The 13,022-nt window shown below is 50.4% G+C and carries 14 protein-coding genes; 3 read left to right on the top strand and 11 right to left on the bottom strand.

The genetic code is table 11. From position 1 onward, the window contains the following. Positions 1-38 precede the first annotated feature (38 nt). From nuoE to FAH67_RS08685, 5 genes are read right to left on the bottom strand one after another with little or no spacing between them, the layout of a single operon-like run. Positions 39-512, bottom strand: a complete 474-nt coding sequence (nuoE, locus tag FAH67_RS08705) for an NADH-quinone oxidoreductase subunit NuoE (RefSeq protein WP_003681677.1) — start codon at positions 510-512, stop codon at positions 39-41. Next, entirely contained in the window at positions 512-1,768 is a 1,257-nt protein-coding gene (gene nuoD, locus FAH67_RS08700) for an NADH dehydrogenase (quinone) subunit D (protein WP_003681676.1), read from the bottom strand. Before nuoD ends, nuoE begins: the two co-directional genes overlap by 1 nt. Continuing rightward, positions 1,758-2,351 carry an NADH-quinone oxidoreductase subunit C gene (locus tag FAH67_RS08695; protein WP_003681675.1) on the bottom strand — a complete coding sequence of 198 codons (594 nt, stop codon included), beginning with the start codon at positions 2,349-2,351 and terminating at the stop codon, positions 1,758-1,760. Before FAH67_RS08695 ends, nuoD begins: the two co-directional genes overlap by 11 nt. 12 nt (positions 2,352-2,363) lie before the next feature. Continuing rightward, the gene (locus FAH67_RS08690; protein WP_002215610.1) at positions 2,364-2,846 is read right to left on the bottom strand and encodes a NuoB/complex I 20 kDa subunit family protein; all 483 of its coding nucleotides are present in this window, start codon (positions 2,844-2,846) and stop codon (positions 2,364-2,366) included. Next, complete coding sequence (locus FAH67_RS08685; protein WP_003681674.1) at positions 2,837-3,193, bottom strand: NADH-quinone oxidoreductase subunit A; 357 nt, start codon at positions 3,191-3,193, stop codon at positions 2,837-2,839. Before FAH67_RS08685 ends, FAH67_RS08690 begins: the two co-directional genes overlap by 10 nt. Before the next feature lie 341 nt (positions 3,194-3,534). On the opposite strand from FAH67_RS08685, the gene FAH67_RS08680 reads away from it, so the two are divergent. Together FAH67_RS08680 and FAH67_RS08675 are read left to right on the top strand one after the other, a co-directional pair. Then, on the top strand, positions 3,535-3,885 hold the full coding sequence (locus tag FAH67_RS08680; RefSeq protein ID WP_112890781.1) for a helix-turn-helix domain-containing protein: 351 nt from the start codon (positions 3,535-3,537) through the stop codon (positions 3,883-3,885). Continuing rightward, complete coding sequence (locus FAH67_RS08675) at positions 3,789-4,685, top strand: IS3 family transposase (protein ID WP_112890689.1); 897 nt, start codon at positions 3,789-3,791, stop codon at positions 4,683-4,685. The genes FAH67_RS08680 and FAH67_RS08675 overlap by 97 nt, the downstream gene beginning before the upstream one ends. A 93-nt stretch (positions 4,686-4,778) precedes the next feature. Here FAH67_RS08675 and FAH67_RS08670 read toward each other — a convergent pair whose 3' ends face one another. The 3 genes from FAH67_RS08670 to truC form a co-directional block, all read right to left on the bottom strand. Next, on the bottom strand, positions 4,779-6,236 hold the full coding sequence (locus tag FAH67_RS08670; RefSeq protein WP_115287653.1) for an oligopeptide:H+ symporter: 1,458 nt from the start codon (positions 6,234-6,236) through the stop codon (positions 4,779-4,781). A 447-nt stretch (positions 6,237-6,683) separates the two neighbouring features. Next, on the bottom strand, positions 6,684-7,787 hold the full coding sequence (gene prfB, locus FAH67_RS08665) for a peptide chain release factor 2 (RefSeq protein ID WP_003681666.1): 1,104 nt from the start codon (positions 7,785-7,787) through the stop codon (positions 6,684-6,686). Positions 7,788-7,884: 97 nt separating this feature from the next. Continuing rightward, positions 7,885-8,601, bottom strand: coding sequence for a tRNA pseudouridine(65) synthase TruC (truC, locus tag FAH67_RS08660; RefSeq protein ID WP_003681664.1), 717 nt, complete (start codon positions 8,599-8,601; stop codon positions 7,885-7,887). 141 nt (positions 8,602-8,742) lie between these two features. On the opposite strand from truC, the gene FAH67_RS08655 reads away from it, so the two are divergent. Next, complete coding sequence (locus FAH67_RS08655; protein WP_039864256.1) at positions 8,743-9,471, top strand: LOG family protein; 729 nt, start codon at positions 8,743-8,745, stop codon at positions 9,469-9,471. Between the two features lie 97 nt (positions 9,472-9,568). Here the strand turns inward: FAH67_RS08655 and FAH67_RS08650 are convergent, their stop codons facing one another. The 3 genes from FAH67_RS08650 to FAH67_RS08640 form a co-directional block, all read right to left on the bottom strand. Then, positions 9,569-10,060 carry a surface-adhesin E family protein gene (locus FAH67_RS08650; protein ID WP_003681659.1) on the bottom strand — a complete coding sequence of 164 codons (492 nt, stop codon included), beginning with the start codon at positions 10,058-10,060 and terminating at the stop codon, positions 9,569-9,571. 1 nt (position 10,061) lies between these two features. Beyond that, complete coding sequence (locus tag FAH67_RS08645; RefSeq protein ID WP_003681657.1) at positions 10,062-10,709, bottom strand: hypothetical protein; 648 nt, start codon at positions 10,707-10,709, stop codon at positions 10,062-10,064. A gap of 126 nt (positions 10,710-10,835) precedes the next feature. After that, positions 10,836-12,692 carry an ABC transporter ATP-binding protein gene (locus tag FAH67_RS08640; protein WP_112890858.1) on the bottom strand — a complete coding sequence of 619 codons (1,857 nt, stop codon included), beginning with the start codon at positions 12,690-12,692 and terminating at the stop codon, positions 10,836-10,838. Between the last annotated feature and the right edge of the window lie 330 nt (positions 12,693-13,022).

Genomic DNA, 13,022 nt, shown 5'->3' with positions numbered 1-13,022 from the left:
GTTAAATTTGATTACAAACCCGGCTGCATCCGGATAATCTATTCTAATTCTGCTAATTTCTTCTCAATCGCCTCTTCAGTCATAAAGCCGCACATGCTGTGGTTGTTGACCAGCATCACCGGCGCATCGCCGCATGCGCCCATACATTCGCCTTCGACAAGGGTAAATTTACCGTCGGGCGTGGTTTCGCCGTAGCCGATACCGAGTTTTTTCTTCAGGTATTCGCCGGTATCCATACCGCCGCGCAGGGCGCAGGGCAGGTTGGTACAAACGGTCAATTTATATTTACCGACAGGCTCAAGGTCGTACATATTGTAGAAAGTAGCGACTTCATAGGCTTGTGCAGGCGAGATGCCGATATATTCTGCGACAAAGGCGATGGTCTCGGGAGCAAGCCAGCCTTTTTCGGTCTGGGCAATACGCAATGCGCCCATAATGGCGGAGCGGCGTTGGTCGGCAGGGTATTTCGCCAACTCTATGTCGATTTGTTTTAAGGATTCTGCGGATAACATTATCGGTCAACCTCCCCGAATACGATGTCCTGCGTACCGATGATGGCAACGACGTCGGCGAGCATGTGGCCTTTTGCCATTTCGTCCATGCCTTGCAGGTGGGCGAAGCCGGGTGCGCGGATTTTCAGGCGGTAGGGTTTGTTTGCGCCGTCTGAAATGATGTAAACGCCGAACTCGCCTTTCGGATGTTCGACAGCGGTGTAGGTCTCGCCCTCGGGAACGTGCATACCCTCGGTAAAGAGTTTGAAATGGTGAATCAGGTCTTCCATACCTGTTTTCATTTCGGTACGTTTGGGCGGAGCGAATTTGTGGTTTGTGGTAATGACCGGACCCGGATTGACGCGCAGCCAGTCGGAACATTGTTTGATGATGCGTACGGATTGACGCATTTCTTCCATACGGCAGAGGTAACGGTCGTAACAGTCGCCGTTGACGCCGACGGGGATGTCGAAATCCATTTTGTCGTACACTTCGTAAGGCTGTGTCTTACGCACGTCCCATTCCACGCCCGAACCGCGCAACATCACGCCGGTAAAGCCTTTTTGCATGGCGCGTTCGGGGGAGACGACGCCGATGCCGACGGTACGCTGTTTCCAAATACGGTTGTCGGTCAGGAGGGTTTCGAGTGTGTCGATGTTTTTCGGGAAACGTTCGCAGAAAGCATCGATGAAGTCGAGCATCGTGCCTTCACGAGATTCGTTGAGCTGCTTCAATACTTTGGCGTTGCGGAATTTGCTGCTCTCGTATTTGGGCATGAAGTCGGGCAGGTCGCGGTAAACGCCGCCGGGACGGAAGTAGGCGGCGTGCATACGTGCGCCGGACACGGCTTCGTACAAGTCCATCAACTCTTCGCGGTCGCGGAAGGCATAAAGGATGGCGGTCATCGCACCAATGTCGAATGCGTGCGAACCGATGCCCATCAAATGATTGAGGATGCGCGTTACTTCGGCGAACATCACGCGGATATATTGGGCGCGGATAGGTACATCGATACCGGCAAGTTTTTCTACTGCCAAGCAATACGCCTGCTCGTTGACCATCATGGAAACGTAGTCCAAGCGGTCCATATAGGGCAGGGCTTGCAGGTAGGTTTTGGTTTCCGCCAGTTTTTCGGTGCCGCGATGCAGGAGGCCGATATGCGGGTCGGCACGGACGATTTGTTCGCCGTCCAGCTCCAAGATCATACGCAATACGCCGTGCGCCGCAGGGTGTTGCGGGCCGAAGTTGATGGTGTAGTTTCTTAATTTATTGGCCACCGTAGTTCTCCTCACGGACGATACGCGGCGTGATCTCGCGCGGCTCAATGGTAACAGGTTGGTAAATCACGCGTTTTTGCGCTTCGTCGTAACGCATTTCCACATAGCCGGAAATCGGGAAGTCTTTGCGGAACGGATGTCCGACAAAGCCGTAATCGGTCAGGATGCGGCGCAAGTCCGGGTGGTTGTTGAACATGATGCCGTACATATCGAAGGCTTCGCGTTCGTACCAATCCGCGCTGTTGTAAATATCGACTACGGATTCGACTACGGGGAAGTCGTCGTCTGAAACCCAGACGCGTACGCGGATGCGTTGATTGTTTTTAACGGAAAGCAACTGACTGACGACGGCAAAGCGTTTGCCCTGCCATACTTCGTTTTTGTAAGTGCTGTAATCGACACCGCACAAGTCGACCAGAAGCTCGAAATGCAACTCTTCATGGTCGCGCAATGCGGTCATGACTGAAATATAGTGTTCGGGCAGACACTCGACGGTAATCTCGCCCAAAGCGGAAATGACTTTGCCTGCCTGATTGCCCAAAACGCGGCTGACGGTTTCGTATAAGTTTTGAATGCTTGCCATATCGTCCTCTCCTTACTCGTCACGCGCGATGGTGGAAGTGCGCTTGATTTTTTGTTGGAGCTGAATCAGACCGTAAATCAGGGCTTCCGCAGTCGGCGGACAACCCGGCACATAAACGTCTACCGGCACGACGCGGTCGGCACCGCGCACAACGGAATAAGAATAGTGATAATAGCCGCCGCCGTTGGCACACGAGCCCATAGACAATACCCAGCGCGGCTCGGCGAGCTGGTCGTATACGCGGCGCAGGGCGGGCGCCATTTTGTTGGTCAGCGTACCTGCCACAATCATCAGGTCGGCCTGACGTGGGGACGGACGGAAAATGATGCCGAAGCGGTCAAGGTCATAACGCGCCATACCCGCATGCATCATTTCCACGGCGCAGCAGGCCAAGCCGAAAGTAACCGGCCACAATGAACCGGTACGCATATAGTTCAACACCGTATCCGCGCTGGTGGTGATGAAACCTTTTTTCAAAACGCCTTCTATTCCCATTCCAGCGCACCTTTTTTCCATTCGTAAACAAAGCCTACCGTCAGAACGACGATAAACACCAGCATAGACCAGAAGCCGTACGCACCCAAATCTTTGAACACGACAGCCCACGGCAGCATAAACGCGACCTCCAAATCAAACAGGATAAAGAGGATGGCGACGAGGTAATAGCGCACGTCGAACTTCATCCTCGCGTTTTCAAAGGCTTCAAAACCGCATTCGTAAGGCGCGTCTTTTTCGGCGTAGTGGCGTTTCGGGCCTAAAATCGTGCCGAGCAGGATAAACAGCACGCCGGCCGCGAGGCCGACGAGGATGAATACGAGGACGGGAAAGTAACTGGCCAACATGGTCGTACCTAACTGGTTGACAGACAAATCTTAAAAATAGATTACTATTTTATCGAATTTCAAAAGCCATTTAAAGGTAAATATCAGCAAATCAGTAAAAAAACACTAATAAATTCAATAAAGTTATGAGAACAATTCTTATTCTTATTTAATATTTCACAATTTTAATTTCAGTTTAATCATGTATCATTTAATTCGGGTTTTCCACCTGTCCGATTTACTTCAAAAATCTGGAAACCGCCCTTTTCCAAACCTCAATAAAAACATCAGGCCGTCTGAAAACTGAACTGCACCCCAAAAGTTGGACACCCCCCCTCCAACTCACAAGGTGCAGTTTTTTTATGAGCAAATATACATTACACTTCAAATACCAAGCCGTACTCCACTACCTGCACATACGCAGTCAACAGCGTACCGCAGACCACTACGGCATTTCCCGAACCAACCTGCGACGATGGATACGCGCCTATCAAGAAGGCGGCATCGGCGCACTCGAACATCCCCAATCCAAAACCATGCCCCAACACCGCAAAAACCCCTTCATCGCCGACAAACCCGACCACGAAAAAACACAGGCAGAGCTTATCGAAGAGTTGTGCTATATGCGCGCAAAGGTTGCCTACCTAAAGGAGTTAAAAGCCCTCAGCAAAAAACAGACCGAAAAGGACAAAGCCAAACCGTCCAAACACTGAGGGCGCAACACCCGCTCAAATACCTGCTGCACATCGCAAACCTGCCCAAAAGCAGCTTTTACTACCATCATCAGGACCGACCCGACCCCAATGAAGCCGACAAAGCCCTTATCGCCGAAATCTACGAACGGCATAAAGGACGCTACGGGCAAAGGCGCATTGCAGCAGCATTAGGTTGGAACCGCAAAAAAGTGGCGCGGCTGATGAGGCAGCTAGGACTGAAAGCCCTCATACGGGCAAAAAAAGCCTACCGCCATCCCGCCATGGGCGAAATATCGGAACACCTCCTCAAACGCCGGTTCAAAGCCCGAAAGCCCAACGAAAAATGGCTGACCGACGTGACCGAACTCAAAGGAAAGGACGGCAAACTGTACCTCTCGCCGATCTTGGACCTGTTCAACCGCGAAATCATCGCCTACGCCATGAGCCGCAGAGCCGACAGTGAAATGGTGAAGGAAATGCTCGAAAAAGCGGCACCCCGGCTGACTGATAAAGGAACGATGCTTCATTCCGACCAAGGTGTGCTGTACCGTACGGCGGGGTATAGGGAATTGCTTGCGGAGTATTTCATGGTTCAAAGCATGTCGCGAAAGGCGAATTGTTGGGACAATGCACCGATGGAAAGCTTCTTTGCGGTGCTGAAGACGGAGTGTTTCTACCGTGCAGGGGAATTGACGGTGGATGAATTGATGAAACAGATAGATGACTATATGGATTACTACAACCGCGAGCGTTGCAGTTTGAAATTGAAAAAGCTGAGTCCTGTCGCATACAGAACCCGGCTTACACAGAGTGCCTGAATAGGCTTTTATGAGTGTCCAAGATTTGGGGGCCAGTTCAAACTGATTCTTTTCAGACGGCCTGTGTACATCACATTATTTTAAATAGAAAAATCAATCGATACCTTTGAGCATGCGGTTCAATACCGGGGCAAGTACCAGCAGGATACCGCAGGTTACTGCGCCGATGATGGCCAGCATCCAGTAGAAATCCAATGGCGACTGGGCATTGTAGTAGTCTTTAAACAACACTCCGCCCAAGGTAAAGCCGATGGACAATGCCAAGAAATTCAAAGCAACCATTTGTGTTTTAAACATGCTCGGTGCGATTTTGGTGGAAAACGACAGCGAAATCGGCGACAGCATCAACTCGCCTATTGTAATCGCCAGCAACACCAGCATAAACACGATAATCGGCATCGGGGTCTCGGATGAAATATACGGGATGAAACACAAATAAGAGACGCCGGTTACCAACATGGCCAGCGCAAACTTCAACGGCGTTTTAGGTTGGCGCTTGCCCATTTTCGTCCACACCGCCGCCATCACGCCTGAGAAGAGAACCACCCACATGGCCTGTATCGAATCTTTCCATGAAACAGGGACGGTAAAGCCGAAGAAAGTACGGTCGACCGTTTCGTCGAAATAAACCGTTGCAACGGTGTACACCTGAAACCAAACCGCCCAGAACATACAAATGGTCAAAAACAGCGGAATATAGGCCATGATGTAACGTTTATTGGCTGCCTCAACCTGGCTGCTGCCCAGCAGGCGTGCAAAATAAGCGATAACGGTAATAATGACCACGCCCAAGAGCCAGCGTGAAAAGTTTTCAAGATTGAGCGCGCCGGAAGCAATCACGCTGCCCAACACCAAAACCAGCAACACGCCGACAGCTATTGCAGTCTGTACCTTTTCAGGGCGCAACGGATTGGGAGCCGGCGTATGCGGCAGGTTTTTACGGCCGCGCGAATACCACAGCAGACCAAATGCCATACCGACGGCCGCCGCGCCGAAACCGTAATGGAATCCCATTCTGTCTTGCAAAATACCGGTCAACAAAGGACCTAAGAAACCGCCGATATTGATGGAAATATAGAAAATGGAGAAACCGGCATCACGCAATTCGCGCAGGTCGTCCCGTTCATACAAAGAGCCGACCATCGAACCGGCAGACGATTTCACGCCGCCGCTGCCCAGCGCAATAAACACCAAGCCCAACAGCAATCCCATCAAGCCCGGCACAATCGCCAATAAAATATGGCCGATCATCACGACGATACCGGCGATAAACAGGGTACGTTCCGCGCCCCAAATGCGGTCGGCCAACCATGCGCCGAGAATGGTGGACAGGTAAACGCTGCCGCCGTATGCGCCAACAATACCGCCGGCCAAAGCCTTATCCATACCCAAACCGCCTTGATTCGCGGCGTAATACAGATAAATCAACAGGATGCCCTGCATACCGTAGAAGGAAAAACGTTCCCACAGCTCAATATGGAATAGGGTGGATAATTGCAAAGGATGGCCGAAGAAGGTTTTTTCGGCAGAAGACGGCTTTTGACTGGACATTATGAATTCTCCTATATATTAGACAGGCTCAGGCTTCAGACGGCCTGTGATACCTATCAATCACTTTTATGGAAGCCATATATTACCGTCAATCTTCGCATTTACAAAACATTAAAAAGCATATTTTTACAAAAAGATTAATATTCTCATTTAAAAAGCACTCAATACCCACATAACAAGCATATCGTGGCCATCTCCGTCATGCCCTACATATTCAAAAACCCGTTTATTTTTAGATTTTCTATATTGTATTTTTCATGTAGCTGAAAACGGATATATTTACTGCGTTCAGTATTCCATTTAGGCTGATAAGACTTTATCTTATTCAAATAGATAAAACCTTTTCCGCTGGAAATATAAACCATCGAAGTAGGTGTAGTTACTGCCATATTCAACAACAAACAGGCCGTCTGAAATCTTTCAGACGGCCTGTTTGTCTCTTACGGTTTACACGCCTTGTTTCAGGCTGGCTTCGATGAAGCCGTCCAAGTCGCCGTCCAATACGGCTTTGGTATTGCCGACTTCGTAGCCTGTACGCAGGTCTTTAATGCGTGAGGAATCCAAAACGTATGAGCGGATTTGGCTGCCCCAACCCACATCGGACTTGCCTTCTTCCAACGCCTGTTTCTCTTCGTTGCGTTTGCGCATTTCCAATTCGTACAGTTTGGATTTCAACATTTCCATCGCGGCGGCTTTGTTGGCGTGTTGCGAACGGTCATTTTGACACTGCACCACAATCCCTGTCGGCTCGTGGGTAATACGCACGGCGGAGTCGGTTTTGTTGATGTGCTGACCGCCGGCACCGGATGCGCGGTAAGTGTCGATGCGCAAATCGGCGGGGTTGATTTCGATTTCGATGGAATCGTCGATTTCGGGGTACACGAACACGGATGAGAACGACGTATGGCGTTTGTTGTTCGAGTCAAACGGTGAGTAGCGCACCAAGCGGTGAACGCCGGTTTCGGTACGCAGCAGGCCGTAGGCGTATTCGCCTTCCACGCGGATGGTGGCGCGGTTGATGCCCGCGATTTCGCCGTCGTCTTCTTCGAGGATTTCGATTTTGAAGCCTTTGCGCTCGGCGTAGCGGCTGTACATGCGGAACAGCATGCCCGCCCAGTCTTCTGCTTCGGTACCGCCCGCCCCTGCGGTGATGTCGATAAAGCAGTTGTTCGGGTCGGCAGGCTGGTTGAACATTCGTTTGAATTCGAGGTCGGCCATTTGTTTTTCCAAACCGGCCACGTCTTCCTGCACGGCGGCAAAACCTTCTTCGTCGTTTTCTTCGACGGCCATTTCAATCAGCATGCGGTTGTCTTCGATACCTGTGGCGATGTTGTCGAGGGTCACCACGATGCCTTCGAGGATTTTGCGCTCTTTGCCGATTTCTTGGGCGCGTTTGGGGTCGTTCCAGAGTTCCGGGTCTTCGGAGAGGCCGACGACTTCTTCAAGGCGGTCTTTTTTGCCTTGGTAGTCCATATAGACGCGGATGTCTTCGCTGCGCTTCTCCAAGTCGTTTAAGGTGTTATTAAGCTGGTTGATTACTTCGGCTTCCATGATTCTTGTATTCTTTCAAAATTTTAGGGGCGTATTGTAAGGGATTTGCCTGTTTTTTTCCATGACCGGGCCGTCTGAAAATGTGCGGTTCGGGTTTTCAGACGGCCTCGGTTTTGAATTTTTCCATCCAGAGCCGCCAGTCGTTGTCTGTCGGCGCTTGTACGGTCATCCGGCTGCCGTCTTCTATGCTTTGAAAACTGAGGCTTCGCGCATGCAACATCAGGCGTTGCGTGCCGATATGTTCGGCAACGGCATGGTTTTGGCGCAAATCGCCGTAGTTGGTGTCGCCGACGATGGGGTGGAAAATGTGTTTCATATGGCGGCGGAGTTGGTGTTTGCGGCCGGTGTGCGGCGTAAGTTCGGCCCACGAATAACGCGAGGTCGGATAACGCAGGGCGGACTGGAACGGTAACTCGGTTTGTGCCAGACAGCGGTAGGCGGTTTGCGCTTCCTGCAAAGTCGCCTCGGTCTGCGCTTCGGCGATTTTGTCGGGCATATATTTGAGGGCGTAATCAATCAGGCCGTCTGAAGGCAGATGACCGCGAACAATCGCCCAATAAGTTTTTTCGATGGTTTTGTTTTCAAACTGCTGCGTCAATAACCGTGCGGCTTCCGTATCGAGGGCAAACAGCAAGACGCCGGAAGTCGGGCGGTCGAGGCGGTGGACGGGATAGACGTGCTGCCCGATTTGGTCGCGCAGGGTCTGCACGGCAAAACGGGTTTCATGTTTGTCTAACCAGCTTCGGTGCACCAGCATTCCGGCAGGTTTGTTGACGGCGATGGTGCGGCTGTCGCGGTGGATAATATCGAGCATGGCAAAGCAGTAAAAATAAAAGCAGATATTGTAACGGGCTTTTGAAAATGTGGCAGACACACTTGCCGCCAAAACCCAACTTTCAGACGGCCAGCCCCTTTCGGGTTACAATACCGCACACAAAAACACGAAGGAAAAGCCGTGAGCCTGCTCAAAAAACTGCCCAAACCCATGCTGCCCGACGAAACCCGCCGCGATATTCAGGCGCGCGAGTCGTATCATGTATTGAAGATTATTTCCGAATTTGTCGAAGCCGGCGAAGAATTGCGCGCCATTCAGCCAGCCGTCAGCATTTACGGCAGCGCGCGTACGCCCGAAAACCATTCCGACTACGAGTTCACATTACGCTTGGCACGCAAACTGTCGGATGCCGGATTTTCCGTCATTTCCGGCGGAGGGCCGGGCATTATGGAAGCGGCCAACAAAGGGGCGTTTGCAGGCGCAAGTCCGGCAGTGGGGCTGAATATCGTATTGCCGCACGAGCAAAAAGCCAATCCGTATCAGGATTTGTCGATTAAATTCCAACACTTTTTCCCGCGCAAAGTCATGTTCGTCAAACACGCCGTGGCGTATGTCGTCATGCCCGGCGGTTTCGGCACATTGGACGAATTGTTTGAAAGCCTGACCTTGGTGCAAACCGGTAAAACGCCCGACCGCCCGATTATCTTAGTGGGCAAAGCATTTTGGGCGGGTCTGTTGGACTGGATACGCGAGCAGTTGTTGGGCAGAAACCTGATTTTGGAAGAGGATTTGAACCTGATCCGCGTCATCGACGACGAAGACGAAATCATCGAAGAAATCTTCGCCCATTACGAAAACCGCTTGGAAGATTTGTCCGAACACCAAAATGCTTGGTCGCTGGGGCTGTAAAAAACTAAGGCTTCAACTAACAAAGGGCGGTTATCCCGCCTGTCCTTTGATTCATTAATAAAGGCCGTCTGAAAATGTTTTCAGACGGCCTTGAGATTTATCTTTTTCGATCTTTCTTCTTATCCATTTTATCCAACGCTTTTCCCATATCTTCTAAAGCATTCGGATTACCACCAAAATTATGGCCGCCGACACTACACACAGTAGCAGATAGTATACTCATCATCGAAATCTCTTTCATTTCAAACCGTTCAGATTCCCTTGGGATCTCATGCAATAATTTCCCTTTCCCGAAATGACGACTGTATAGTTTTACCGGCTCCGGATTCATAATATCAATCCTGTTCAGACAATCCAGATAGTGCTTCTCTATCATGGAAGTACCTGCCAAATTTTTATTCGTATCATCAAAATTAGTTATCACATCATATACTAACAAATTTGGATTGTGAGGATGATTCTTGATACTTTCCATATCTGCATAAACACGACTCTGAGCACCATCCAGCATTGGCAAAAATCTTGGCTTATCGGCAAATACTGAGATTGGCAAACAAATCGTCATCAAAAAAACAGCTAACTTTTTCATTTTACTTTCCTCCGATTAGATCAAGTCGTTCACGACGAATCAATTTGTCGTTCGGATAACCCTGAATAGTGCAGTAGAGAGAAGTTTTACCATTACTCTCTTCCAAGATCAGCAATTTTTCTACTGTATTTTTCGCCGGTATCGAACCAGTCGTTGCTTGCATATTAGGTTGCCAGCGTACAGACTGGTGACTGTTAATAATAATTTGTGAAGGCGTTGCGAAGTTTTTACCCATCGGTTTCAACCCCCATTGCGGGAACTTGACCACCAAATCAGCAGCCCGTGCTTCTTCGACCTCAAACCCCCAGAAATAAAAAACAGGATTTTTACCGGTCTCATTAAATGGAAATTCCGAATATATTGTATCGAAACTAACAAAACGTATGCCGTTTAATATTATCGGTTTATTGAAGATGACCTGTCTTTTCCCATCTTCATCGGCACTACCTAACTGAAAACGTGCAGTCTTTCCTACTTTCTCAATCGGAGCATATTTACTCAATTGCTCCTGCTTGTTTTTCAAGATATCAAACATAGATGCATCACATTTTACAAATGCATTCAGCAACTCTTCTTCCACACTTCCTGCCCATGCATTCGCTGCAAGTGCAAATACAGCCATACTCAAATATTTGATAGATCGTTTCATATTGTCTTTCTAAAGTTAGCGTAAATTATCGTTGAATTACATAACCATTTTAATTCATGACATCAAATTAAGCACGATCTAAATTATTGTTTTTTTCAGACGGCCTTTTATCTTCTTTCCAAGCGTTTAATTGTTTTCCCACTCGACATGTTCACTCAAGAAGCCGCCACTTTGGTGCGCCCAAAGTTTGGCATACAGGCCTTGTTTCTCGAGCAACTCGGTGTGGCTGCCTTCTTCGATGATGCGGCCTTTGTCTAAGACAATGAGGCGGTCCATCGCGGCAATGGTGGAGAGGCGGTGGGCGATGGCAATCACGGTTTTGCCTTCCATCATTTTGTCGAGGCTTTCTTGGATGGCGGCTTCGACTTCGGAGTCGAGTGCGCTGGTGGCTTCGTCAAGCAACAGAATCGGCGCATCTTTGAGCATGACACGAGCGATGGCGATGCGTTGGCGTTGGCCGCCGGAAAGTTTCACGCCGCGTTCGCCGACGTGTGCATCATAGCCGCGTCGGCCTTTGGCATCGCTTAAGTTAGGAATAAAACCGGCGGCCTCGGCGCGTTCGGCGGCGGAAATCATCTCGGCTTCGGTCGCATCGGGACGGCCATAGATAATGTTGTCACGGACGGAGCGGTGCAGCAGGGAGGTATCTTGTGTCACCAAACCGATTTGGGCACGCAGGCTTTCTTGGGTAACGCTGTCCACGGTTTGTCCGTCGATCGAAATCGTGCCGCTTTGCGGTTCGTAAAAGCGCAGGAGCAGGTTGACGATGGTGGATTTGCCCGCGCCGCTACGGCCGATCAAGCCGACTTTTTCGCCGGGTTTGATGTTCAGATTAAAGCCGTTAAGGAGCGGTTTGCCTGCTTCGTAGGAAAAATCAACGTGTTCAAACTTGATTTCGCCTCGGGTTACTTTCAGCGGCAAGGCTTGCGGTTTGTCGAGGATGGTGTGGGGTTTGGACAGGGTCGCCATGCCGTCGTTGACAGTACCGATGTTTTCAAACAATCGGGCAGACTCCCACATGATGTATTGCGACAAACCGTTCACACGCAATGCCATGGCCGTGGCGGTGGCTACCGCGCCCACGCCGACTTGGCCGTGATACCAAAGCCAAATGCCCAAGGCGGTTGTGCCGACGGTCAACGAGCTGTTGACGATAAAGCTGCAGGTGTGCAGCAGCGTAGCCAACCGCATTTGGGCATGGACGGTCACCATAAACTCTTCCATCGACTGCTTGGCATAGGCGGCTTCGCGCGCGCCGTGGGAGAAGAGTTTGACGGTGGCGATATTGGAGTAGGCGTCGGTAATGCGGCCGGTCATCAACGAGCGCGCATCGGCCTGGCGTGAAGCGGTTTTGCCGAGTTTGGGAATCAGGAAGCGCATAATCGTGGCGAATCCAATCATCCAGCAGATAAACGGCAAAATAAGCCAAGCATCAAATGAGGACAGAATCACGCCGGAAGTAATGAAGTACACCAGCACATACACAACCATATCGGCGACGGTCATCACGACATCACGCAGCGCCAGCGCGGTCTGCATCACTTTGGCGGACACGCGTCCTGCAAATTCGTCCTGATAAAAGCCCAGACTTTGACCCAGCATCAGGCGGTGGAAATTCCAGCGCAGGCGCATGGGGAACACGCCTTGCAGGGTTTGCAGGCGCACACTGGACGCGAAAAAGGTCCAAACGGCAAAAAATGCCACCATGGCCATCATGCCGATTAAGGCATGGCCTTTTTCAACAAAAAGCGTTTGCGGCGTATAAGCGCCGAGCCAGTCGACCACCTTGCCCATAAATTGAAACATCAAGGCTTCCATGATGCCGACGCCGACCGTAAACACGGCCAACACGGCAATCCATTTGCGCACGCCTTCAATGTTGCTCCAAATAAACCGCCACAACCCTTTTTCTGGCGTTTTCGGCGCTGCTTCCGGATAAGGGTCGATGCGGGACTCGAACCATGAGAATATTTTTTTAATCATTGTTTTTGCAAATGTGATAAGACGGTCAGGCCGTCTGAAAAGAGGTGTTCAAATACATTCAAGACTGTATTTTACGGGAAAAATCCAACTGATGACAGCGGATACCGTCAGTCCGACCAAACCAATCTCTCGGCTTAGCCATCTAAAAATTCCTTTTCTTTGCCCAAAACAAAGGCCGTCTGAAACTTCTCAGACGGCCTGTGCTTTATTTCCATATTTCAACAGCCCGGAAAAGGCGGGCGGGGAGTCTGCGGAAGGCTGCTGCCGACAGTTTCCCCGGACGGCGGCGGGATGCCGCCGATACGCGCGGCAATTTCAGTGCCGGATTTG

The organism is Neisseria flavescens (assembly GCF_005221285.1).
GTDB classification, from domain to species: Bacteria; Pseudomonadota; Gammaproteobacteria; order Burkholderiales; family Neisseriaceae; genus Neisseria; species Neisseria flavescens.
The sequence above is the reverse complement of the archived record's forward strand: the minus strand, read 5'-3'. Positions and strand labels throughout refer to the sequence as shown.

What these genes read in the sequence shown, in the direction of transcription:
- nuoE (WP_003681677.1), bottom strand. Translation starts at nt 512, where the DNA reads ATGTTATCCGCAGAATCCTTAAAACAAATCGACATAGAGTTGGCGAAA.
- FAH67_RS08695 (WP_003681675.1), bottom strand. Translation starts at nt 2,351, where the DNA reads ATGGCAAGCATTCAAAACTTATACGAAACCGTCAGCCGCGTTTTGGGC.
- FAH67_RS08690 (WP_002215610.1), bottom strand. Translation starts at nt 2,846, where the DNA reads ATGGGAATAGAAGGCGTTTTGAAAAAAGGTTTCATCACCACCAGCGCG.
- FAH67_RS08685 (WP_003681674.1), bottom strand. Translation starts at nt 3,193, where the DNA reads ATGTTGGCCAGTTACTTTCCCGTCCTCGTATTCATCCTCGTCGGCCTC.
- FAH67_RS08680 (WP_112890781.1), top strand. Translation starts at nt 3,535, where the DNA reads ATGAGCAAATATACATTACACTTCAAATACCAAGCCGTACTCCACTAC.
- FAH67_RS08670 (WP_115287653.1), bottom strand. Translation starts at nt 6,236, where the DNA reads ATGTCCAGTCAAAAGCCGTCTTCTGCCGAAAAAACCTTCTTCGGCCAT.
- prfB (WP_003681666.1), bottom strand. Translation starts at nt 7,787, where the DNA reads ATGGAAGCCGAAGTAATCAACCAGCTTAATAACACCTTAAACGACTTG.
- truC (WP_003681664.1), bottom strand. Translation starts at nt 8,601, where the DNA reads ATGCTCGATATTATCCACCGCGACAGCCGCACCATCGCCGTCAACAAA.
- FAH67_RS08650 (WP_003681659.1), bottom strand. Translation starts at nt 10,060, where the DNA reads ATGAAAAAGTTAGCTGTTTTTTTGATGACGATTTGTTTGCCAATCTCA.
- FAH67_RS08645 (WP_003681657.1), bottom strand. Translation starts at nt 10,709, where the DNA reads ATGAAACGATCTATCAAATATTTGAGTATGGCTGTATTTGCACTTGCA.
- FAH67_RS08640 (WP_112890858.1), bottom strand. Translation starts at nt 12,692, where the DNA reads ATGATTAAAAAAATATTCTCATGGTTCGAGTCCCGCATCGACCCTTAT.